General features: G+C 48.2%; 18 protein-coding genes. 8 read left to right on the top strand and 10 right to left on the bottom strand.

Translation table 11 applies throughout. The features are described 5' to 3' along the window. Positions 1-25 precede the first annotated feature (25 nt). A complete protein-coding gene (locus tag QN395_RS07235) occupies positions 26-757 on the top strand; it encodes a transcriptional regulator (RefSeq protein ID WP_322120140.1) in 732 nt (243 codons plus the stop codon). Positions 758-817: 60 nt separating this feature from the next. Here QN395_RS07235 and QN395_RS07230 read toward each other — a convergent pair whose 3' ends face one another. Beyond that, on the bottom strand, positions 818-1318 hold the full coding sequence (locus QN395_RS07230) for an Lrp/AsnC family transcriptional regulator (RefSeq protein ID WP_322120141.1): 501 nt from the start codon (positions 1316-1318) through the stop codon (positions 818-820). A gap of 277 nt (positions 1319-1595) precedes the next feature. Here QN395_RS07230 and hppD point away from each other — a divergent pair, with 277 nt between their 5' ends. Further along, positions 1596-2711 carry a 4-hydroxyphenylpyruvate dioxygenase gene (hppD, locus tag QN395_RS07225; RefSeq protein WP_322120142.1) on the top strand — a complete coding sequence of 372 codons (1116 nt, stop codon included), beginning with the start codon at positions 1596-1598 and terminating at the stop codon, positions 2709-2711. A 106-nt stretch (positions 2712-2817) separates the two neighbouring features. Then, positions 2818-3711, top strand: coding sequence for a phenylalanine 4-monooxygenase (gene phhA / locus QN395_RS07220; protein WP_322120143.1), 894 nt, complete (start codon positions 2818-2820; stop codon positions 3709-3711). A 189-nt stretch (positions 3712-3900) separates the two neighbouring features. Here phhA and QN395_RS07215 read toward each other — a convergent pair whose 3' ends face one another. Further along, the gene (locus QN395_RS07215; protein WP_322120144.1) at positions 3901-4800 is read right to left on the bottom strand and encodes a LysR family transcriptional regulator; all 900 of its coding nucleotides are present in this window, start codon (positions 4798-4800) and stop codon (positions 3901-3903) included. A gap of 94 nt (positions 4801-4894) precedes the next feature. Here QN395_RS07215 and QN395_RS07210 point away from each other — a divergent pair, with 94 nt between their 5' ends. Beyond that, the gene (locus QN395_RS07210; protein ID WP_322120145.1) at positions 4895-5863 is read left to right on the top strand and encodes a sodium-dependent bicarbonate transport family permease; all 969 of its coding nucleotides are present in this window, start codon (positions 4895-4897) and stop codon (positions 5861-5863) included. A gap of 218 nt (positions 5864-6081) precedes the next feature. Here QN395_RS07210 and QN395_RS07205 read toward each other — a convergent pair whose 3' ends face one another. From QN395_RS07205 to QN395_RS07195, 3 genes are all read right to left on the bottom strand, one after another. Then, on the bottom strand, positions 6082-6609 hold the full coding sequence (locus QN395_RS07205; protein WP_322120146.1) for a GNAT family N-acetyltransferase: 528 nt from the start codon (positions 6607-6609) through the stop codon (positions 6082-6084). Between the two features lie 84 nt (positions 6610-6693). Continuing rightward, positions 6694-6867, bottom strand: coding sequence for a hypothetical protein (locus tag QN395_RS07200; RefSeq protein WP_323492164.1), 174 nt, complete (start codon positions 6865-6867; stop codon positions 6694-6696). Between the two features lie 10 nt (positions 6868-6877). After that, positions 6878-7165: a response regulator gene (locus tag QN395_RS07195; RefSeq protein WP_323492165.1), complete on the bottom strand. Its 288-nt coding sequence runs from the start codon at positions 7163-7165 to the stop codon at positions 6878-6880. Between the two features lie 315 nt (positions 7166-7480). Here QN395_RS07195 and QN395_RS07190 point away from each other — a divergent pair, with 315 nt between their 5' ends. Beyond that, complete coding sequence (locus QN395_RS07190) at positions 7481-8542, top strand: hypothetical protein (protein ID WP_323492166.1); 1062 nt, start codon at positions 7481-7483, stop codon at positions 8540-8542. Positions 8543-8667: 125 nt separating this feature from the next. Here QN395_RS07190 and QN395_RS07185 read toward each other — a convergent pair whose 3' ends face one another. The 3 genes from QN395_RS07185 to QN395_RS07175 all read right to left on the bottom strand — a co-directional run bounded on the left by QN395_RS07185 (position 8668) and on the right by QN395_RS07175 (position 12026). After that, complete coding sequence (locus QN395_RS07185; RefSeq protein ID WP_323492167.1) at positions 8668-9510, bottom strand: DUF2087 domain-containing protein; 843 nt, start codon at positions 9508-9510, stop codon at positions 8668-8670. A 789-nt stretch (positions 9511-10299) separates the two neighbouring features. Then, positions 10300-11163, bottom strand: coding sequence for a lipid A biosynthesis acyltransferase (locus tag QN395_RS07180; RefSeq protein WP_322120150.1), 864 nt, complete (start codon positions 11161-11163; stop codon positions 10300-10302). Beyond that, positions 11160-12026 (bottom strand): lysophospholipid acyltransferase family protein, encoded by an 867-nt coding sequence (locus QN395_RS07175; RefSeq protein WP_322120151.1) that lies wholly within the window; start codon positions 12024-12026, stop codon positions 11160-11162. The genes QN395_RS07180 and QN395_RS07175 overlap by 4 nt, the downstream gene beginning before the upstream one ends. A gap of 336 nt (positions 12027-12362) precedes the next feature. Here QN395_RS07175 and metK point away from each other — a divergent pair, with 336 nt between their 5' ends. Next, a complete protein-coding gene (gene metK, locus QN395_RS07170; protein WP_322120152.1) occupies positions 12363-13541 on the top strand; it encodes a methionine adenosyltransferase in 1179 nt (392 codons plus the stop codon). Positions 13542-13576: 35 nt separating this feature from the next. Continuing rightward, positions 13577-14608 (top strand): M14 family zinc carboxypeptidase, encoded by a 1032-nt coding sequence (locus tag QN395_RS07165; RefSeq protein ID WP_322120153.1) that lies wholly within the window; start codon positions 13577-13579, stop codon positions 14606-14608. 163 nt (positions 14609-14771) lie between these two features. Here the strand turns inward: QN395_RS07165 and QN395_RS07160 are convergent, their stop codons facing one another. Together QN395_RS07160 and QN395_RS07155 are read right to left on the bottom strand one after the other, a co-directional pair. Beyond that, positions 14772-15449, bottom strand: coding sequence for a Fe2+-dependent dioxygenase (locus QN395_RS07160; protein ID WP_322120154.1), 678 nt, complete (start codon positions 15447-15449; stop codon positions 14772-14774). A 137-nt stretch (positions 15450-15586) separates the two neighbouring features. After that, a complete protein-coding gene (locus QN395_RS07155) occupies positions 15587-17860 on the bottom strand; it encodes a catecholate siderophore receptor Fiu (protein WP_323492168.1) in 2274 nt (757 codons plus the stop codon). Positions 17861-18434: 574 nt separating this feature from the next. Here QN395_RS07155 and QN395_RS07150 point away from each other — a divergent pair. Next, entirely contained in the window at positions 18435-20615 is a 2181-nt protein-coding gene (locus tag QN395_RS07150; RefSeq protein ID WP_323492169.1) for a prolyl oligopeptidase family serine peptidase, read from the top strand. Positions 20616-20938: the final 323 nt, after the last annotated feature.

The following is a 20938-nucleotide window of genomic DNA, read 5'->3' as shown; positions in this document are numbered from 1 at the left end:
AAATTCAAACGAAGGCAAAAACCCAATGACAGAAGTAAAGCAATTGGTCGCGACGCTCAAAAAACAGTTACGACTGCAAGGTAAAACTTATAAAGATGTGGCGATCGCTTTTAACTTGTCGGAGCCTAGTATTAAGCGGCTTTTTACTTCAGGACGCTTCCCAGTTGATCGCCTGGTGCAGCTTAGTAATCTGCTCGGCTTTACCTTGGCAGAATTAGCGCAAGAGGCTAGCGCGACCGAGCCGCGACTAAGAACGCTCAGCGATGCGCAAGAAAAAGAATTGATCTCCGATCCCAAGTTGCTGTTAGTTGCTGTGTGTGCGCTCAACCACTGGAGCCTAAACGATATCGTAGGTAGATATCAATTGACTGAGACGGAGTGTCTGCAAAAGCTATTACGACTAGATCGTTTACAACTCATCGCCTTATTGCCAGGTAATCGCATTCGTCTGAACGTCGCACGTGACTTTGACTGGCTTGCAAACGGACCTATTAAACGTTACTTCCAAGAGCAAGGTTTAACCGATTTTTTGAACAGTCCTTTTTTAGAAAGCGATGAAACTCTGAGTTTCTCAAGCGCCATGCTGACCGAAAATGCCATCACAAAAATGCAAAGCGAACTGAGACAACTACGTTTGAAATTTGCAGAGTTGCATCAAGAAAGTTTATCTTCACCTTTGCCCAAACGTCGTGGCAATGGATTATTACTTGCGATGCGCGAATGGGAGCCGATGGCGTTTGTTGAGCTTCGCCGCTAACTTGCAGGTAACTTAAAACATGAGTGGAATTACGCGATGGTTTGCACCCCTCACGCTGCACTAAACACTAAGCACAGGCAAGGCAGTCGTATCTTTAATCTGCTGCAAAGCAAAGCTCGACTTTACATCCAATACCGCCGGATGTCGTAATAGCGTTTCCATCATAAAACGGGAAAAGTGATCCATATTCTCGACATGGACTCTGAGCAAATAATCCATCTCTCCCGTCATCGCATAGCAAGCGACGATTTCTGGCCACTGATCTACCGATGCGGCAAAATCATTACGCGGTGAGCGGGATGCGCCTTTACCCGGCGCGTCGTTATGCTTTTCTAGCCGGACATTGACATAGGCGAGCAAACCCAAGCCAATTTTGGCGGGCTCTAGCAGTGCGACATACTTGCGGATCACGCCGCTGTCCTCCAGCCGCTTGATGCGCCGCAGGCAAGGCGATGGTGACAAATTAACGCGCTCAGCCACCTCTTGATTAGTCAATCGTCCGTCGGCCTGCAAGATCGCCAGAATCTTACGGTCAATTTTATCCAATGGAACTGTCGTCATAGTCTGCCAATAATTAATCAATATCAGCAATATTATTGCTTAAAAAAGAAATTTATTGGGTAATTTTGCAATTTAATGGCGTGATTGGCGGACTATACTGAGATCTTAATCTGTGTCAAAAAATCGCTCGATTGGATGACCTTGATTGCCGCCTTCCAGCGCCTGCGGTGTGTTTTAAAGAATTGATAGATTCAATTGAATCAACTGACGAATCAACTCACTCACTTTGCGCGGACAACTGTATTATTTTTTGACGACTTAAATTTAGGAGACAAGCATGGAATTCCAGCCTTGGGACAACCCGATGGGTACTGACGGATTTGAATTTATCGAATACGCCGCAACCGAGCCAAAAGAAGTCGGCGAATTATTTGAACGTATGGGCTTTACCGCCATCGCCAAACACCGCACCAAAGATGTCACGCTGTATCGCCAAGGCGGCGTCAACTTCATCATCAACGCCGAGCCAGATTCATTTGCCCAGCGTTTTGCCCGCAAACATGGTCCATCTGTTTGTGCGTTTGCCTTCCGTGTTAAAGATGCCAACGCAGCGTATAAACGCGCATTGGAGCTCGGCGCATGGGGTTTCGACAATAAAACTGGCCCGATGGAACTGAACATTCCAGCTATCAAAGGCATCGGTGATTCTCTGATCTATTTTGTTGACCGCTGGCATGGCAAAGATGGCGCGCAACCGGGCACTATCGGTAACATCAGCATTTACGACGCAGACTTTGTCGCCATCCCGGGCGCGGATCAACATCCGGTTGGCAATGGCCTGACCTACATCGATCATTTGACGCACAACGTCCACCGTGGCCGTATGAAAGAATGGGCTGATTATTACGAAAGCCTGTTCAATTTCCGTGAAGTCCGTTACTTCGATATCGCCGGTAAGCACACCGGTTTAAAATCCAAAGCAATGACCTCCCCTTGCGGCAAAATCCGTATTCCTATCAATGAATCATCGGATGACAAATCCCAAATCGCGGAATACCTAGATCTGTACCACGGTGAAGGCGTACAACATATTGCGATGGGTACAGACAATGTGTACAAAACCGTCGCCGATATGAAAAACGATGGCGTCGTGTTCCAAGACACGATCGAAACCTATTACGATCTGATCGACCGTCGTTTGCCTAACCATGGTGAGAACCTGGAAGAATTGCGCAAGCTGCGTATCTTGGTCGATGGCCATAGCAGCGAGAATAAACGCGAACTGTTATTGCAGATTTTTACGACGACCGTGATCGGCCCAATCTTCTTTGAAATCATCCAGCGTAAAGGTGATCAGGGTTTTGGTGAAGGTAATTTCCGCGCTCTGTTTGAATCAATTGAACTTGATCAGATACGCCGCGGCGTGCTCAAAGACGACACAGCACCAGCGTAAGCGCCAAGCTACATCAAACCAGATTGCACGCTTGGTTTGCAAAGGCTAACAGGATAGTCAGCGATGTTCTGTTAGCCTTTTTGTCTTTCAAAGAAGAGGAAAAATCATGTTGACAGCAACTGCAACTGCGAGCGTTACTAGAGAAGAATTTTTGGCTACCGTGGCTGAAAAATCCTATGGCGCCGTGCTGCGTGGCGACTACAGTCTGGCCGATACGCGCTATGTTGTGCAGCAAGACTGGGATGCCTACACCGAAGCTGAGCATGATCTGTGGCGCAAACTGTATCAACGTCAGGCGGCTCTATTGCCCGGTCGTGCCTGCAATGAATTTATCGATGCCTTGAATAAAATGGATGCGGCCAATGGCATCCCCAACTTTGAACAAACCTCAGAAGAATTATTTAAAGCGACCGGCTGGCGCATCGTTGCGGTACCCGGTCTGATACCTGAGTTGTCATTTTTTGAGCATCTGGCCAATCGCCGTTTTCCGGTCACAGTGTGGCTGCGTACACCGGAAGAATTTAACTACATTGTTGAGCCGGACGTATTCCATGATTACTTCGGCCATGTGCCTATGCTATTCAATCCGGTGTTTGCCGACTACATGCAGTTATATGGCAAAGGCGGTTTAAAGGCGATGGACTTAGGCGGGCTGGATTATCTAGCACGGCTGTATTGGTACACGGTGGAATTTGGCCTGATCAACACAGCGGAAGGCGTGCGCATTTATGGCGCCGGGATTTTATCTTCGGGTGGCGAGGTGGAATTTTGCCTGAAACCGAATACCAGTTCCCATCATATTCATCTGGACATACAACGCTGTCTGCGCACCTTGTACAAAATCGATTCGTATCAGGAAACCTATTTTGTCATTAACAGTTTCCAAGAATTGTTTGAGGGTACGGCACCCGATTTTGCACCTTACTACGACAAGCTCAAGCAACTTGACGCTTTGCCAGCAAACACCTTACTTGAAGGTGAGATCGAACTCGTCAGTTAAACTCAGATTGACAATCAGGTGCTCCAACTTCGGGCGTATATTCTTTGAATAGTACGCTCTTTTTTTGTCTGTCGATTTACCACAAATAAATATACTCCCCTATGAAATTTATAAAATAGACTTATTGCCCAACGATTACTTGGACAATTTAAATATACCTATAGGGAGTATTTAATAAGCAAAGAGTAATTATTCTGCTTTCGCTTCAGCATAAGTCGCTAAATAAGCCAGAAACGCAGAGGCAATCGGTGATAAACGCTTGCCATGCAAAGTCACGATATACCAGTTGGCATGGATAGGAAAACCTTCTACCTTAAGCACACGCAGAGCGTCATCAATCAACGCCTCGCCTAAAGCGTTACGCGATACGACAGAGATGCCCATGCCACCGGCGACCGCCTGTTTGATCGCCTCGTTGCTACCCAGCTCCAGACGAACTTGCGGCTGAAAATGTTGCGCGGCAAAAAATCGATCACAGGCTAACCGTGTTCCCGAACCTTGCTCACGCAAAATAAATCGTTCTGTCGCCAATTCAGCAAGCTGGATATGGTTCTGTTGTACCAGACGATGCGTCGCTGGTGCGATCACTTCTAACAGATTAGGCAGAAACACTTGCTGATCAATATCAATGTCGGTCGGCGGCATAGACATGATGTAGAGGTCATCACGGTTATCGCGCAATCGCTGCACGACGCCGTCACGGTTTAACACCTCTAAAGCGATGTCAATTTCTGGATATTGCTCACAAAACGCACCTAGCAGACGGGGAATAAAATATTTTGCCGTACTGACCACAGCAACCCGCAAGCGGCCTCGCGTCAGCCCCTTCATCGCATCAATCCGCTGCTCATATGAGGACAGCTCATCCACCATCATGCGCGCGGATTTCGCCAATTCTTCCCCCGCCGGGGTCAGCGACAATCGCTTGCCGATGACTTCATACAGCGGCAGACCAACCGCGTCGGTTAATTCCCGCAGCTGCATAGAAACCGTTGGCTGCGTCACATGAAAAGCTCTGGCAGTCGCGGTAATGCTCTTCAATTCAGCGAGAGATAAAAATAAGTTGAGTTGCCGGAATGTGACGTTCATCTAGTTTTGATTATGGTTAATGCTAAATAAATTGATTTTACCTGATGAATTATTCCACATAAGATGCGCCCAGTCCAACTACTCACATACTCTTATGCAAAGCATCTTAGACCCCGCGATCTTATTTTTTGCCTTTGGTATTTTTGCCGGCATGATCAAATCCAATTTAGATATCCCGCCTCAGCTCTCACGCTTTTTATCGCTCTATCTGTTAATGGCATTAGGTTTAAAAGGCGGATTTGCGTTAGCGCATTCGGGACTGACGCCCCAAATTGTCAGCAGCCTTGGATGCGCAATCTTGCTGGCGGTGCTGGTACCAGCGCTTGGCTATCAATTGCTAAAACGCTTTATCAATCACTATGACGCTGCCGCGATCGCGGCCACTTATGGATCGGTGAGTGCAGTGACATTTATCACCGCCGTGCAGTATCTGGAAAACCATCATCTGGCCTATGGCGGTCATATGGCAGCGGCGATGGCGCTGATGGAGTCCCCCGCAATTATCATGGCAGTGATCTTTGCTAATACCTTGCGAAAAAAATCGGCTAGCGGTTCGCCCCATCCAACCTCGCTCAGCAAGGTGCTGCACGAATCGTTGACCGACGGCGCGCAGTTACTATTGCTCGGTTCGATGGTGGTGGGAATTATTTCAGGCGAGAGCGGCAAGGCTGCCATGCGACCTTTTTCGGGCGATTTATTTAAAGGCATGCTCGCCTTTTTCTTGCTCGATATGGGTTTGATGGCAGCGCGTAAATTACCTGAAATCAAAGGCCAATCGCCATGGATTATCGCCTATGCCATCGTCACGCCGCTATGTCATGCGGCATTAGCTTTGGGTCTGGCATGCTTGCTGAAACTACCCGCAGGCGACGCCAGTTTGTTGATGGTATTGGCTGCCAGCGCATCGTATATCGCGGTACCTGCGGTATTACGCTACACCATCCCCGAAGCCAATCCCTCGCTGTATTTGGGTATGTCGCTGGGCATCACTTTTCCACTGAATATTTTTTTGGGAATCCCTTTGTATATCGCCATTGCGCATCAGGTCATTGGCGTCGGGTGACTTGACTGGCGGACAGGAAATCCGGCGTAATATCCATCTGCATCAGATGGCATGAATTAAACCCGGATATCCCATTCGACCGTTATCACTTCGTAGAAAAGCAGATGGCGTGCGGCCTTAAGAGGAATAACGCCACAGCAGTATGAGTAGATAACTTGTCGCTGTTCCAATGGAAAACTGGGCTTAAGGCATCGTCATTTAAGGCGTCGTGAATATCATCACTGACGCTGCAAAACCCATAAATCTACTAGTTCATTTTCTGTATCCAACTGAGGTCCCACGCACTTGAAATGGAGTTTTTGTACAACGCGAGCAGAGGCAAGATTATCGGGAAGGATTTCAGCGACGACTTGCGCTGCCCCCATACTAAATGCATCGTCGACCAACTGTCGGATCGCGGTTGTTGCCGCACCTTGGCCACGGTAATTGGTAGAAATGCTATAGCCGATTTCTACCGACCCTTGTTTGAGTTCGCTCTTAAATCCACAGCTTCCGATAATCATATTGTCCGGTTCTTTGACAATATAAAAAACCCGGCACCATTGTTCCGATTGTCCCTCACTAATTTGCGTTAAGGCCCGCGCGGCAACAAATGCCGGAGGTAGTGCGTCCTCTGCAAATGCATACTGCAAATCGCCAGGGTTGTGTGACTGAGCTAACTCGGTCAATTCTGGCAATGTGATAGGAACAATGAAGACGGACACCGGAGCATGCTCCTTGTTGTAATGCGTTTGGAAACGATACATGCCATGCGTAAATTATGCACGACGTGCGTGATGTGCGCGATGTACATATGCGAGGAACAACACATTTAGCGTGCCGCAAAAAAATTATGGCATCTGCTTATCTTGGTCGTGCGTGAACTGCTGAACAACGCTCTGTCCCGGTAAATCCAAGATCGCTAATTGTCGTCTGGATAAAATCGATTCTAATTTTTTTTGCAAACTCATTAGCTTAAATGGCCGGACGATATAGCCATCAGCACCTGCTTGCGCCGCAGCCATAATATTTTCTTTATTTGCTTGCGCTGTGTACATCAAAGATAGGGAGCTGACTGGTCTCTGGATTTTGCCTGATCGAGCGTATCAGGTCTAATCCGTTCATCAATGGCATGGCGCAATCGGTAACCACAAAACCGATGGGAGAACCTAACAGTTTTGCCGACTTAAAGGCACGTAATGCCATTTCACCATTCTGGGCTTCAGAGATGCGGGTATAACCGATTTCTTTTAACAGGGCGATCAAAATCAGACGCATATTCAGATCGTCGTTGACCACCAAAAAATGAAGCTCAGTATTCATAAAGTCTTTTTTATAGCAGTACACGTTTACCCATCAGTCACATCGGTACGAGATAACTATTCCATCTTGCGTTTGAAAACATCAACGCATTTTCAATACTAGGGCTTACGCAAAATTGTCCGAACAAGGCGCGGCTACGACGTTAGTACTTTGTTACAGCCAAGAGCTACAAGGCAGCTGGGGCGGTCTTGCGTAAGTGCTAAATATACGACGGAACTACTTATTTCTTTGTACGTTACCCAACGCAAATTGAATAGGAAGGATATAACCAATCTACAAGCCAACAAATGATGCTAAAGCAAGGTACGACCTTATGTGAGACAACACACAAACTACGGCCTAGAGACGGCGTATGATCATTTTATGGTTACCTCACTGACCCCTTTATCGACAATTACACCTCTGGTGTTACCGACCATTGTGCAAAATCCGTCGGCTTCAAACACGCCCATCGTGACTGCCACTCCAGCCGTCGGATTGGTGCCTGACGCACTGCCGGTGGATAGCGCAATACCCTTGAGCCCGACCATTATTCAAGCTTTGCCATCATCGGACGGAATTGATGCAGTCGGTACAGCCAGTATTGTCGATTTATCAGCAGCGGCGCAAAGTCTTGCAGGGACCAGTGACACTGCGGCGGCAACGCTGGCTAGCATTGCTAGCAGCGACCCTTTACTGGTTGAGCAACAAATTACTGAGCAGTTGCTCGCCGCAGCATCGGCTTTGCGTAACCAGCAATCGAGTACTGCTTTATATTCAGCACAAACTGTGGAGCAAGAAGCGGCAAGTAATGCTGCCCTGCAAAGCACACTCGCAGACGTAGCACTGGCGAGCGCAATTGAAGAATCCACCAGCGCTGGCGCAACTTCAGATACATCAACAAAAGCAAATAGCGCCGCGCCCCAAACAAGCACGACGCAAGCATCGATAACAAGTGCTCCAGCCACCCCGGCAGACGTCAGCACCCCAGTCGTGACGGACACGACGCTGACACCGGCTACGGTTACCACCTTGACGACAGGCTTGACCGATCAAGCAGAAACTCCGGCAGAACTAGTAAATGCGGCAAACACAGCAAACACAGTAACCACATCCACTAATACCGCCGACGCCGAACTACAACTACTAATCAATTCGCTGACAGTTCCCTCCAGCGATCCGGTAGTTGCTGCGGCGATTGCAGCGCATTATCTGGCCAACGGTATTGGTACCAAGAAAATCGACGTCGATGAAGATGCACCGCCCGAGAGCGACAACGAAGTGGAAGCGATCACGCCAATCGCACCCACGCCGCTGGATCTGCATGGTGGTACCAGAGATGATGCTGCCAACGGCGTCACTTGGCATTGGAAACCTGTCAACCCGATTCAGCGGTAACTCAATTAACCAAAAAACAAAAAATATACTCCCCTCTAGTAATATTAAGATGTCCATATAATTACTGGGCATCAAGCCATATTTATTAAAAATAATTGGGAGTATATTATCTTATGTCTAAAAATCTACAAACGCCAGTACACGCCATCCTCACGCTTCATCAACATATTGGTAATCATTTCTCGTCGCAACGTCGCGTAGTCTTCGTGGTATTGTAGAAAAAACTGATTGATTTCTGATTCTGCGTAACGTCGTTCAGTTTGCAGTTGATTGACCAGCCAGCGCAAAATCACGAGCCGCTTTTTACGTTGATCGGGGATTTTTGTCAGGCGATTATTTTGGATAAAAGTGTGTATTACGCGCTGCGATTCTGCGTCTGTCGACTCCAGATCCAACAGCGTTTGTCGCGCATCCCAGGCTGCGTTAAAACGCTCGATGCGACTAGTTTGTAGTCGCTGTTGCGATAGCGCCAGCCAGCTTGCCGAACCATAACCAAGAACAAGATCGTTTGCGATTGGCTGCCACCATGCTGCATCCGTACTCACACCCAAGGCATGCAAATACTCGGCTTTAACGACGATAAACTGAAGTCGGTAAGGTAGCAAATACGATGCTGGGTCTGACTGCAACTGCAACTGCAACTGCAACTGCGCTTCTGCATAACTGGCATACCAATGATTGGTGTAGCCGCTAACTTCTTTACCATGCCAGAAGTCACCAAAATCATCCTTTAAATCTCCCGTCTGGACTTCTCCACCGAGCACAGCACGCGCATGCTCCCAATGCTGAAAGCCTGCGTCAGCGGCAGCCAGATTCAAACAATGTCGCAATTGCCATGTCTCCGGCAAGGTCCAGTTGTGCTGCCGGCTCAGCAACAATGCACGTTTAGTCGCGGCGACATTATTGGTTTGCAATAGCTTGATTAACAGCCGGGCGCGGGTCTTGATTTCTGTCGTCAGCGCATTCATAGCGATGCTCCTGAAATAGTTTCAGAAAATCGCAGTACAGAGCATGGTGACAAAGCAGTGGTAAGGTAAAACTGGGAAACGAGAATTAACATGATAAGGCTCCTGTTCGCTTATCGACGACCCGCTGACGTCAAACGAAACTTGGATTCATCACATTAAAAAAGAATGGATTGCAGGGTGAGAGCCTCTTGTGCGGGCAGGCGCCCCAGAGCACCTGTGCCGCGATTGTAGGATGTGATGAAGGTGCGTGTCAACTAACGTGAACTAAGCAAATCCACACTGCGTATAAATAAGTTGTACCGATTTCTGCTTGAACCCAGCTTTCCCATTAGACCGCTACTAACTACTTCGCAAAAAACGCGCAAAAAACGCAGACGGCGTCCGGTCTTCAGAGGGATAACACGACCGCGATTTGAGTGGGAGCGCTACAGCGACAATTGCACCTTTGGCGAACTGCCTGGCGTTGTTGCTCCTCCTAGCAAGATGCAGCTTGCGTCGTCGCGTCTAGCCAGTCAGTCCGCCAAAGGCACACTTGTCGCTGTTCTAATGGAAAATCTGGGTTAAATTTCAAGCTGAAATTCTGCTCATTTAGGACTGACGCAAAAAACAAAACCCCTCACCACAGAGGCACAGAGGAACAACAAAGAAAGAGAAAGGCAAGATTTCGCTGTTCTCATGATTTTCTCTGTGCCTCAGTGTCTCTGTGGTGAGAGGTCTTGATGTTTTATATTAAGCGATCTGGTTCCATGTGAATGGCAGCGAGTAGCTTTCCGTTTTTGCGTAGTCCTATTAATAAATGCTAGACTCGCCGGGAGGCCGGGTTTTAAAACGCTTGTGTGCCCAAAAATATTCCGCTGGTGCTTTCAAGATTTCGGCTTCGATAAACGTGTTCATAAAACGGGTTGCGGCAATCATATCTTCACCAGGATAATTTTCCCAAGCGGGATGAAATGTCACTTTCCAACCCTGATAATCAGGCAGCATTGTTGCAATCACGGGGATCACTTTGGCGTGGGTCGTCGCTGCAATTCTGGCGGTTGCGGTGAGGGTCGCAGCAGGTGTGCCAAAGAAGGGAATAAACTCAGCATCCTTAGGACCGAAGTCCATATCGGGCAGCATAAAAAAGGGCAGGCCTTCACGCATCGCACGGATGATAGGCTTGACTCCCTCGGCACGCGAAAATAGTTTTACCGGACGAAACCGCGAGCGACCTTTGCGCAAGGCCTGATCAAATACTTTGCTGCGCTGCTGGGTATAAATGGAGCATAAAGAAGACTCCAGCATGACCGCCACACCAGCTACATCTAGGCTGACAAAATGCGGACACATCAAAATCGTCGGTCCTTCTTGTATGCTGGCGAGAGGGACTGCGGGATCAATCTGAATTAGCTTTTTTAAGCGTTGTTCTGACGCCCACCACAAGATGCCGCGCTCCAATACGCTGCGTGCATAAGCCTGAAAATGTTGCCGGGCGAGTTTGACTCTTTCTTCCTCGCTTAAGTGCGGCAAACACAGTCGCAGATTCGTCAAAGTGATATGACGACGTGATTTGATGATGCGAAAAAGGAGCACACCGACAGCATCCCCAAAACGTCCTAATACCGGCAAAGGCAACCAATGCAACAACCACATGAAACCCAAGACCAATTTCATGCAACGTCCCTGTAAATCGTATTTGCATCGGTGGGGCCGCTCACCCCATCAGGTACTTTATAGCGGTTATAACTCCAGAAATATTGGGCTGGACTATGCGCAATTAATTTCTCCATCGCCGCATTAATGGCTTGTGCTTGCTCCGTCGCATCACCAGTCAGCTCTTCATCAAACGCGACAAATCGAATGATATATCCACGTCCAAACGACAAGCGCTCTGCGTAAGTCAATATCAGCGGTGCGCCTGTCATCGTTTGTAATTTGGCCGACAAGGTCATGGTGTACGCCGGCTTACCAAAAAATCTGGCCCATACGCCCTCACCTTGCTGTGGTACCTGATCTGGCAACAGACCAATCGCCTCCCCTTTTTTTAAGGCTTTTGCCATTGTTCTGACACCCAATAAATTCGCAGGCGCCAAGATCAAATTCTCACGCGCTCTTGCACCTTCGATCAGGGGTTTTAACGCAGCTTTGCGTGGCGGCCGATATAAGGCAGTTAAACGGGTTCGGGCAGCGATAGCCTGGGCGATGATTTCAAAACAGCCGAGATGTGGCGTGAGTAAAATCACACCTTTTTTAGCATCTAAGGCCGCTTGCACGATGTCCCAATTTTCTACCGATGCGGTACGCAAAACCCGCTCCGGGTTGGCGCACCAGATGAAGGGAAGTTCCAGGACGTTTTTTCCGGCCTCCCGCACTGCGGTAGAAATATGCGTGGTAAAACCTGCGCGGGTAATATTGGCTTGCAAACGACGGCGATACGATCCGGAAAAAAGATAAACCAGCCAGCCCAATGCGGCGCCAATGGCATGCAAAACAGGCAATGGGAAAATCGACAAAAATCGGAATAAAGCGACGAGCATAATGTCTCTCAGCATGAGAAAAATGAGCACTAACCCAAAACTCGTTCAGGAAAACCTTGGCAAACCCGGGCAAATTAGACATAGTGCAGAGAAGAGGCGTAAAATATCACATTCTTAGTGACGACTATTGCAAAATTAAACTCGGCACCAATATCAATCCTAATAAATTGATATCAATGCAAAAATTAAACTGACAATTGTTTTCATGACGTAAAGCAGTAACCGCCGAGTTAACAGACAACTTGCGAGGCGGTATACAAGTTCCGCTAAAGCGTCGCAGGTTCTCTTTCCGACTGCGGCATGTTTAATACGGTCATTTTTTACAAGGAGCCTGCGATGGCTAATGATTTTCTCTTCACCTCTGAATCGGTCTCTGAAGGACATCCCGACAAAGTCGCCGATCAAATTTCCGATGCAATCCTCGATGCGATTTTTGAGCAAGACCCGCTGTCACGCGTGGCGGCTGAAACATTGGTCAACACTGGCTTAGTTGTTCTGGCAGGCGAAATTACCACCAATGCCCATGTCGATTACATTCAGGTTGCACGCGACACCATCAAACGCATAGGCTATGACAATACTGAATTTGGTATTGACTACAAAGGCTGCGCGGTATTGGTTGCTTACGACAAGCAATCGAATGACATCGCGCAAGGCGTGGATCAGGCCAGCGACGATCATCTCAACACCGGTGCCGGTGATCAGGGATTGATGTTTGGTTATGCCTGCGACGAAACACCTGAACTGATGCCAGCACCGATCTACTATGCACATCGTTTGGTCGAACGTCAGGCGCAGTTGCGCAAAGATGGGCGCTTGCCGTTCTTGCGTCCAGATGCCAAGAGCCAGGTCACGATGCGTTATGTCGATGGCAAACCGCACAGCATTGATACCGTCGTGTTGTCGACACAACATAGCCCCGATCAAAGCGATGGCACTAAGATGAAGTCGTCTTTTATCGAAGCCGTCATTGAAGAAATTATCAAACCAGTACTACCAAAAGACTGGCTGAAAGACACCAAGTTTTTAATTAATCCGACCGGACGTTTTGTCATCGGGGGACCGCAAGGCGATTGCGGCTTAACTGGCCGTAAAATTATTGTCGATACCTACGGTGGCGCTTGTCCACATGGTGGCGGCGCATTCTCCGGCAAAGACCCTACTAAAGTGGATCGCTCCGCAGCTTACGCAGCACGCTATGTGGCAAAAAATATCGTCGCAGCCGGATTGGCAAAACAATGCCAGATCCAAGTGGCCTATGCGATTGGTGTAGCACGTCCGATGAACGTGACGGTTTATACCGAAGGCACAGGGGTGATCCCGGATGATCAGATCGCTGCTCTGGTGAATGAGTATTTTGACCTACGTCCAAAAGGCATTATTCAGATGCTGGATCTGCTGCGCCCGATTTATTCTAAAACGGCGGCGTATGGTCACTTTGGTCGTGAAGAACCGGAGTTCACCTGGGAACGCACTGACAAAGCAGTGTTGTTGCGTAAAGCGGCTGGTTTGTAATTTTTTCGATACGTATTAAGTTGTAAGGTTGACGCATGCGATGGTGGACTCAGTTGGACGGTAATAATTTATCCAGTTCTACCTCGTCCGTTATTGCATGTGTCAGCCTGATGTTATTGATTTCATCAGCTAATGCGTCAGTCGTTACTGGCGCTGTTACTAATACTGCTGCAGCTAGTGCAGCGGCTAGTGCAAGCAACAGCGCGAGCAAGCCGCCTCTAGCGTCCACCTTATCCCCCAATCCCAAAGTCATCACCGACTGGTGCACGCCACTGGTGGCACGCTTGCCTAAAGTGTCGCTCAATGATTGCCGCAACAGTAAGGTAATGCCGACTGGGGCGAAATCCGTGAATGGCTTCCCGATTTTGGCGCGCGATTTTGAGGCGGTCTCTAAAATTATCACTAAAGCGGATACTAAACCTGACACTAAACGTAAGCCAGCCATCAAAATTCTGCTAATCGGCGGTATTCATGGTGATGAAAAAACAGCGTCGGCGATCGTATTTAAGTGGCTGGACAGTATGCAAAAACCTGCCGCGCAAGAATTTCAGTGGAAGGTCGCACCCATCGTCAACCCGGATGGTTTGCTGGCGGCCAAATCCAAACGTGTGAACGCGCATGGCGTTGACTTAAATCGTAATTTTCCGACGCCGAATTGGGAACAAGATGCGCCGCGTTATTGGGCCAACACCACACGCAGCGATCCGCGCCGCTTCCCCGGCAAAGCGCCGATCTCGGAGCCAGAAAGTCGCTGGGTATTTGATACGATAGAAAAATTCAAGCCCGACGTCATCATCTCGGTGCATGCCCCGTTTGGCGTACTGGATTTTGATGGCCCGGTCACACCGCCGATCCGCTTTGGCCGCCTGATGTTCAACCGGGTTGGCGTATATCCAGGCTCGCTAGGCAATTACAGTGGTGTCCACAAAGACATTCCAGTGGTCACGATAGAGCTACCCAACGCCACCGTCATGCCGCCAGACGCCGAAGTCCAGCGCATCTGGCAAGACATGCTGGGCTGGATCAAACGCAATGTGCCTGCGCAAGCTAAATTAGCACAGCGCTAACTGCAAAATCACTATACTCCCCCTATTTTTTATAAAAATAGGCTGATTGTCCAATAATTCTATGGACAATTAAATATACATATTAGGAGTATATTAAAATCAATCAAATCACTTTCCGCTCACAGAATCGCTAAAAGTGAGTTAAACCGACAACAGCTATGCCTCAGACATCACTCCATTGCCGCAGCAAATTGTGATAATGCCCGGTCAAACTCAAGACTTCATCACAGTCACCTAAACGTCCGCGCAGCTTTTGAATATTCTGGTCTAGCTCAAACAACATCCCGCGCCGGCTGTCGTCGCGCACCATACTTTGGGTCCAGAAAAAAGAGCAAATACGCGCACCCTGTGTCACCGGCTCTACTCGATGCAGGCTGCTGGACGGATAGACAATCAAATCACCGGCGGGCAATTTGACCTCATGCGTGCCATAGGTATCGACGACGACCAGCTCGCCACCCTCATACTCTTCCGGGTCGCATAGAAAAAGTGTGGAAGATATATCAGTACGCATATACGCAGCACCCGACAGTTTGCGTACCGCACCGTCGATATGTAAGCCGTAATGTTCGCCGCCTTCGTAAGAATTAAATAGTGGCGGGATTGTCCGCAAAGGTAAGGTGGCAGCGAAGAATAAAGGGTTACGCGCCAGCGCGGCCAACACCGTCTCTCCCAGTTCTATGCTGAGCGGTGAACTCTCTGGGAGTTGCCGATTGCGCTTGACTTGCGCACCCTGCTCGCCGACGGTGGCTTTGCCATCAATCCAGTCTGACTGATCCAGTTTTGCTCTGATCTGCGCGACCTGATCACGGGTCAATACTTCCGGTATGTGCAACATCATCGTATCTGCTCCTTGTCATGCAAAAGCCCCTCGTGCAGACGAAGGGCTTTTGATTGCGTTATTTCTTGTTGGCTATTTAGCTCTGGCTATTCATTTATAACAATCAACATAGCCAGAAACTAAAGTTTCAAGTTCAATTAAAACTTAATATTCGCCATCAAAGTTGCTGAGCGTGGCGTACCCGGCGTGTACCGGTACCCGCTTTTATTGATCGCTGCAACATAGGCCTTATCGCCTAGGTTATACATGTTCAATTGCAGATCGATATTTTTATTAATAGCATAACTCGCCATTGCATCCACCACCCAATACGAATTGGTATAAGCCGGTGTGCCGACCGCACCATCAGTGCCACGCAACAAAGAATCAACAAAACGTGCGCCGCCACCGAGCTTCACACCGAATGGCAATTCATACGAGGTCCATGCGGTGAAAGCTTGTTTTGGCGTGTAGGCCAGATTGTTGATACCGCTGGCAGTGGTGATTTTTCCGCTCTCTACTTTGGTGTCCATCTTGGTATAACCTGCACTAACTAACCAGGTTTTAGTGATCGCGCCGGTCACACCCAATTCCACACCTTGTACCCGCTTTTTACCCGTTTGGTAGTACAGCAGATCGACCAGATTTTGCTCCACTTCATTCGACACTTCGGTACGATACAAGGCCGCGGTAAACGACAACTTTTGATCTAACAAATCCCATTTGGTACCGATCTCAGCATTCTTGGTCTCTTGCGGATCAAACTTAGGATTTGCAGCGCTGCTCGCCGAGGCACTTAAAGCAAAGTTAGAACCGCCCGGCGGCTGTTTGGACGTGGCATAGGACACATACACACTGCTGGCTTCGGTCGGTTTATACAGACCACCGACTTTCCAGTTCACCAGATTACCATCCATATTTAAATTGGTCGGGATCAAGGTATTGACTGGCAAAGTAGGATTAGCAGCCAGCGTCGATAAACTAGTGGCAGAATAATCTGTGCTGTAGTGATCAATCCTGACACCACCGCTTAATTGCCATTGCGGATTAAATTTTAAGGTGTCAAACGCATAGGCACTCACCGTGGTAGTTGCACCGCGGGTGAACACGCCGTTGCGCACTAAATTCAAGCCGCTGACAGGATCATTTGGATTGGGATTATAGAAGTTGGCGGCTGGCAGCGTGCCTGTGCCGCTGTAGCCAAAGGTGTTTTGTTTTTCGTTGGTCAGTTCAACACCAGTCAACACCGTATGCTGGAGTCCTTTCGTATCAAAATCAAGCAACAGATTGGTTTGATTCGTCAAAATTTCATTTTTTTGATCCTTGAGCGTACGGATGCTACGCGCCAAAGTCCAGGTAGATTTGTCACTTGCAGATGGCGTCACCAGATTCGCAGTCGAGCCCATGAAGGCAGTCAACAAATAATTTTGCGAGGTTTTGCCGTAGCGGGTGGTGTTGATCAATTTCGCTTTAGGATTAAAGTCATGTTCTATCCGCCCCGTCAACATATCGGCTTTGACTTTATCAAAATCGCTCGCTGATCCGTAGAAATTTTTTGGATCGACCATCGGCGCAGTCGAGAGGAAAGGACGTTTAGGATCCGGACTGCTGTAGCCAGGCAAACCTATTGTTGGCACGCCGCCATCCGGCACATTATTTTGATCAACATGCAGGTAATTCAGATAAATCCGGGTCGGACTACCAAGCCCAAATGCCAGCGACGGTGCGACACCCCAGCGTTTATTTTTGACTTCGTTACGGCTGGCGCTGCCACTATCTTCATCCATCACATTTAAGCGAAATGCGGTGCCTGTCTCTGCATTGATGACTTTATTCCAGTCCGCCGTAACGCGCTTTTGACTGCCGCTACCGAATTTGACCGAGCCGTAAGTCGCATCATCTTTTTGCGCTTGTTTACTCACCAGATTGATTGATCCGGTCGGTGCACTACGAACGCTATCGGTCCCTGCAGCGCCTTTTAATACATCGATCTGCTCGATATTGAACAAGTCGCGCGAGATTGATCCCAGATCGCGCACGCCGTCTACATAAATACTGCTGGAAGAATCAAAACCGCGCATATAGACCGCATCGCCTGTATTCGTGCTGCCGTTTTCACCCAGGAAGAATGCACCAACGCCAGGGGTATTTTGCAAAGCTTGGGTCAAGGTCACTGCGCCTTGTTGCTCTATCAGCTCGCGCTTAATCACGGTAATCGTTTGCGGGGTATCGACCAGAGGCTGGGTATATTTTGGCGATGAAGCCTTGTCCGCTTTAAAATCATTTTCTTGTTTCGACGTCACTTTCACTTCTGGCAAAGTCGTATCAGCCGCCTGCGCAAGTGCTGGCAGCATCACAGCAGCGATCGCTGCGGCGGTCAAAGTTTGATTGAATTGGGGGCGTGCATGCTTACGACTTTTAATGTGTGACATCTTCGTTCCTGAAATATAGGTTAAAAAACCTGAAATAAAAAATCTGAAAAGCCCTGTCCGGGCGTATCTGTAGCGATGCAGGCATAACTGGACGACCGATGCTAAATATTGAGGCAACACCGATCCCAAGCATTGAATGCCAGAGCGTGTTGAACATGATCAGAGTTGATAAGCGCAGATCGGTAAGATTGCGCTACCGCCAGTTGCACTTTGCAAAAAAGGTGGCTGGCAGACAGAGGGGGAAGAATGTCGAAGCTGGCTTGGGTCTAGTACGTTTGTAACGAGATGTAATTTTAAATGAGAATCATTCTTAATCGCAAGAGAAATTTTTATTATTTCATCCCTAAAAAAGAGCTCGGCAACATCGCAGGACAAAACCAGTATCGTTTTTTATCTGCACACACTATCCAAAGAATCCAACTCACGGAAAAAATGATGAACTAAAAGCATAATTAACTTGTCCATCAGCACTGCTTAATTCGATAATCAGCCTGTCTGCATCGAAGTAAGTCACACAGGATGTTTAGTAGCGTTTCGGAAGTCAACATACACAAAAATAACGACAAGGAAAATAATGGAACACAAAGTAAAATCAAAAAAACCTGCTGTGCTCATCGCCTCATTCAGTCTTGCGCTATTGGGTTTAGCAACCGCAAGTATCAGTCAAGCACAAACTACGGCGGCAGGCGTAATGACAGAATCAGCAGTCGCTGCCGATCCGCAGCAATGGCTGGAAGATGTCACCGGCGAGAAAGCCCTGGATTGGGTCAAGGCACGTAATCAGGTTACACGCAGCAAATTGGATAGCGATGCTGGTTTCATCAAGCTGCGCAGTGATTTGCAAGTCGTGCTGAACTCCAAAGACCGGATCCCGACCGTGAACAAAATGGGAAATTATTATTACAATTTTTGGATGGATGCCGATCATCCACGCGGCGTCTGGCGCAAAACGACGCTGGACGAATATCGCAAACCCCAACCAAAATGGGAAACCGTGCTCGATATCGATGCACTGGCAAAAGTAGAGAATGAAAATTGGGTATTTAAAAACAGTAACTGCCGCGATCCTGTCTACGACCGATGCTTAATTCAATTATCACGTGGCGGCGCAGATGCGGTCGTGATGCGCGAATTTGATCTGACCACACAGAGCTTTATCAAAGACGGTTTTACCCTGCCGGAAGCCAAGATGAACATCGATTGGCGCGATAAAGATACGCTATTCGTCGGAACCAATTTTGGCGAAGGCTCACTGACGGATTCTGGCTATCCGCGCATCGTCAAAGAGTGGAAACGTGGCACACCGATCAGCTCCGCCAAGACTTTATTGGCAGGTGAAAAAACCGATATCTCGGTCTCAGCCCGAAGCTACGATCAAGATGGTATTCATCACGAAATCGTCAGCAGAGGTGTGACCTTCTACACGTCGGAAGAATATTTAAAAGAAGGTAGCAAGCTAACGCGATTAGATGTGCCAGCAAAATCCAATATCAGTTTCTTTGGCAAACAATTCGTCGTTAGCCTACGTGAAGCATGGATCACTGGCGGCAAGACCTACGCCACTGGCAGCCTGCTGGCGATTGATTTTGACGCGTATAAAAAAGGCAAACGTAATTTCAATGTATTGTTCCAGCCGACGGATACAAGCTCACTCAATGGTGAGGCGATTACTAAACATTATCTGCTGGTGCAGTCATTGAATAATGTCAAAAGTAATCTGACTGAATGGCAGCTAAAAAAGGGCAAATGGGTCTCACGTGAAGTCGCCCTGCCCACACTAGGTAGCGTCGGTGTCAGCGCGATTGATGCCAATCACTCTGACGATTATTTCCTGAGCTACTCCGACTATCTGACTCCTAGCGTTTACATTTTGGCGCATGCGGGTAACGATCAGCGCGAAACCTTAAAATCTGCCCCTAGCTTTTTTGATGCAACGCCTTACGAGACCGTACAAAAGTTTGCAACCTCCAAAGACGGCACCAAAGTCCCCTATTTTATGGTGCGCAATAAAGACGTGAAATACGATGGCAATAATCCAACATTGTTATACGGTTATGGCGGCTTTGAGATTTCGCTGACACCGGCCTACTCCGGTAGTCTGGGTAAGACCTGGCTAGAAAAAGGCGGCGTCTATGTGGTGGCCAATATCCGTGGCGGTGGCGAATACGGTCCGCGCTGGCATGAAGCTGCATTAAAAGAAAACCGTCAGCGTGCGTATGATGATTTTGCCGCAGTCGCGGACGACCTGATCGCCAGCAAAATCACTTGTCCACAACATCTGGGCGCGATGGGTGGCAGCAATGGTGGCTTACTCGCCGGTGTTGCCCTGACCCAGCATCCAGAATTGTTCAATGCCGTCGTAAGTCAGGTGCCATTGCTAGACATGCAGCGCTTTAACAAACTGCTGGCAGGGGCGTCGTGGATGGGGGAATATGGCAATCCAGATATCCCTGCTGAATGGGATTACATCTCACGCTACTCACCATACCAAAACGTCAAAGCAGGCGTTAAATATCCGAATGTCTTGTTCATCACATCAACCCGCGATGACCGGGTACATCCAGGACATGCTCGTAAGATGGCGGCAAAAATGATCAGTCAGGGACATGACAATGTCTGGTATTACGAGAATATTGAAGGCGGTCACGGCGGTGCGGCAAACAACGCACAACGCGCAGATATGGCAGCGATTACCTATTCGTTTTTGTGGAATATGTTGAAGCGGGATAATGCCGACGTGGTGATTAAGCGTTAGTTTTATCTATTACTTTTCTGCGCTGGTGTTGGCAATAAATGTGCGCATTGAGTTGAAAAGCCGCTGGTATTGAAGCCAGCGGCTTTTTTTTATAATACCGGACAAGGTTCACTTTATCACTGCAATACAAATTAAGCGGATAAATATACTCCTAGTATGTATATTTAAATAGTCCAAGTAATTATTGGGCATCTAGGAATTTTTCAGATTTTTTCGTGGGAGTATATGTATATACTTCTAAGATATGCGTAGCGATTTACACCAAATATGGGCTTCAGTTGCCCTATATTGCCATCGATTTCTGAGGCCAAAATTACGGCGAA

It is taken from the genome of Undibacterium sp. RTI2.2 (assembly GCF_035018705.1).
Taxonomy (GTDB): domain Bacteria; phylum Pseudomonadota; class Gammaproteobacteria; order Burkholderiales; family Burkholderiaceae_D; genus Undibacterium.
The sequence above is the reverse complement of the archived record's forward strand: the minus strand, read 5'-3'. Positions and strand labels throughout refer to the sequence as shown.